We start from the raw sequence: 3049 nt of genomic DNA, 5'->3' as shown, positions 1-3049 counted from the left end.
GGTTAGTACATTGAAAACTGAATATAATCCAAGCAAAAACCGAGACAATCATTGAACAGATTGTAGAGCGACCGAGAAGAGAGATTCTTGAGTAAGGTCAAGTAGAAAAGGGCGCACGGTGAATGCCTAGCACTAGAAGCCGATGAAGGACGTGACGAACTACGAAAAGCTTCGGGGAGTTGTAAGTAAACTATGATCCGGAGATGTCCGAATGGGGGAACCCGGTGCAGCGATGCATCATTAAGCACTGTTAAGGTGCTTAAAGGAACACGCAGTGAACTGAAACATCTAAGTAGCTGCAGGAAGAGAAAGAAAAATCGATTTCCTTAGTAGCGGCGAGCGAAACGGAAAGAGCCTAAACCATTCAATTTATTGAGTGGGGTTGTAGGACTGCAATGTGGCAGCGCAAGCGATAGCAGAACTATCTGGGAAGGTAGGCCAAAGAGGGTGAGAGCCCCGTAAGCGAAATTGCAAGCGCGCCTAGCAGACTCCTGAGTAGGCCGGAACACGAGAAATTCCGGTTGAATCCGCGAGGACCATCTCGCAAGGCTAAATACTAGCTAGTGACCGATAGTGAACCAGTACCGTGAGGGAAAGGTGAAAAGAACCCCGGAAGGGGAGTGAAAGAGAACCTGAAACCGTGTGCCTACAAGTAGTCAAAGCACATTAATGTGTAATGGCGTGCCTTTTGTAGAATGAACCGGCGAGTTACGTTAAATAGCGAGGTTAAGTCAGAAAAGACGGAGCCGCAGCGAAAGCGAGTCTGAATAGGGCGAAAAGTTGTTTGATGTAGACCCGAAACCAAGTGACCTACCCATGACCAGGTTGAAGGCGCGGTAAAACGCGCTGGAGGACCGAACCCACGTAAGTTAAAAATTGCGGGGATGAGTTGTGGGTAGCGGTGAAATTCCAAACGAACTTGGAGATAGCTGGTTCTCTCCGAAATAGCTTTAGGGCTAGCCTCGTGGAGAGGATAATGGAGGTAGAGCTCTGTTTGGACAAGGGGCCCGTCAGGGGTTACTGAGTCCAGATAAACTACGAATTCCATATATCTATACACGGGAGTCAGACTGCGAGTGATAAGATCCGTAGTCGAAAGGGAAACAGCCCAGATCACCAGTTAAGGTCCCCAAATCTATGCTAAGTGGAAAAGGATGTGGAGTTGCGTAGACAACTAGGACGTTGGCTTAGAAGCAGCCATCATTTAAAGAGTGCGTAATAGCTCACTAGTCGAGTGGCGCTGCGCCGAAAATTTACCGGGGCTAAGCATAGTACCGAAACTGTGGATGCATGTTTTACATGCGTGGTAGGAGAGCGTTCTAAGTGCGGCGAAGGCTAATCGAGAGGATAGTTGGAGCGCTTAGAAGTGAGAATGCCGGTATGAGTAGCGAAAGATAGGTGAGAATCCTATCCGCCGGAAGACTAAGGTTTCCTGGGGCAGGCTCGTCCGCCCAGGGTAAGTCGGGACCTAAGGCAAGGCCGAGAGGCGTAGTCGATGGACAACAGGTAGAGATTCCTGTACTGCGTTTAATCGTTATGAGCGAAGGAGGGACGCAGGAGGCTAAGCACGCATGGTGTTGGATCCATGTTCAAGCGTCAAGTTTTGGTAAGAGTCAAATGCTTCTACCTAAAGAACAAGGCGTGATGAGTAGCGAAGTAAAGTAGCGAAGGTGCTGATGTCACACTGCCAAGAAAAGCTTCTAGCCAGAGAGAACGTACCCGTACCGCAAACCGACACAGGTAGTCAAGTGGAGAACACTAAGGTGAGCGAGAGAACTCTCGTTAAGGAACTCGGCAAAATGACCCCGTAACTTCGGGAGAAGGGGTGCTGGTCGCAAGATCAGCCGCAGTGAATAGGCCCAAACAACTGTTTATCAAAAACACAGGTATCTGCAAAGTCGTAAGACGACGTATAGGTGCTGACACCTGCCCGGTGCTGGAAGGTTAAGAGGAGTACTTAGCTTCGGCGAAGGTATGAATTGAAGCCCCAGTAAACGGCGGCCGTAACTATAACGGTCCTAAGGTAGCGAAATTCCTTGTCGGGTAAGTTCCGACCTGCACGAAAGGTGTAATGATTTGGGCACTGTCTCAACGAGAGACTCGGTGAAATTATAATACCCGTGAAGATGCGGGTTACCCGCGACAGGACGGAAAGACCCCATGGAGCTTCACTGTAGCTTGATATTGAGTATCTGTTAAACATGTACAGGATAGGTAGGAGCCTGAGAAGATAGGACGCTAGTCTTATTGGAGGCAATGTTGGGATACTACCCTTGTTTGATGGATGCTCTAACCTAGGTCCGTAAGCCGGATCAGGGACAGTGTCAGGTGGGCAGTTTGACTGGGGCGGTCGCCTCCTAAAGTGTAACGGAGGCGCCCAAAGGTTCCCTCAGAATGGTTGGAAATCATTCGCAGAGTGTAAAGGTATAAGGGAGCTTGACTGCGAGAGATACATCTCGAGCAGGGACGAAAGTCGGGCTTAGTGATCTGGTGGTACCGCATGGAAGGGCCATCACTCAACGGATAAAAGCTACCCTGGGGATAACAGGCTTATCTCCCCCAAGAGTTCACATCGACGGAGGTTTGGCACCTCGATGTCGGCTCGTCGCATCCTGGGGCTGAAGTCGGTCCCAAGGGTTGGGCTGTTCGCCCATTAAAGCGGCACGCGAGCTGGGTTCAGAACGTCGTGAGACAGTTCGGTCCCTATCCGTCGTGGGCGTAGGAAATTTGAGAGGAGCTGTCCTTAGTACGAGAGGACCGGGATGGACGCACCGCTGGTGTACCAGTTGTCTTGCCAAAGGCATCGCTGGGTAGCTATGTGCGGAAGGGATAAGCGCTGAAAGCATCTAAGTGCGAAGCCCCCCTCAAGATGAGATTTCCTTTGCGTAAGCAGTAAGACACCTCAGAGACGATGAGGTAGATAGGCTGGGAGTGGAAGTTCCGTGAGGAATGGAGCGGACCAGTACTAATCAGTCGATAACTTGACCAAAGCGAAGCAGTCGAAGATGACGGTTTTTGTGAAGATTATATTTAGTTTTGAGCGTAGTAG

1 rRNA gene is annotated in these 3049 nt (G+C 50.0%); it reads left to right on the top strand.

The window, feature by feature from the left end:
• Positions 1–95: 95 nt before the first annotated feature.
• A 23S ribosomal RNA gene (locus tag JCM6256_RS09055) occupies positions 96–2989 on the top strand.
• Positions 2990–3049: the final 60 nt, after the last annotated feature.

It is taken from the genome of Lactobacillus hamsteri DSM 5661 = JCM 6256, assembly GCF_000615445.1.
In the GTDB taxonomy this organism is placed as follows: Bacteria; Bacillota; Bacilli; order Lactobacillales; family Lactobacillaceae; genus Lactobacillus; species Lactobacillus hamsteri.
This window is presented reverse-complemented; position numbering and strand designations above follow the sequence as displayed.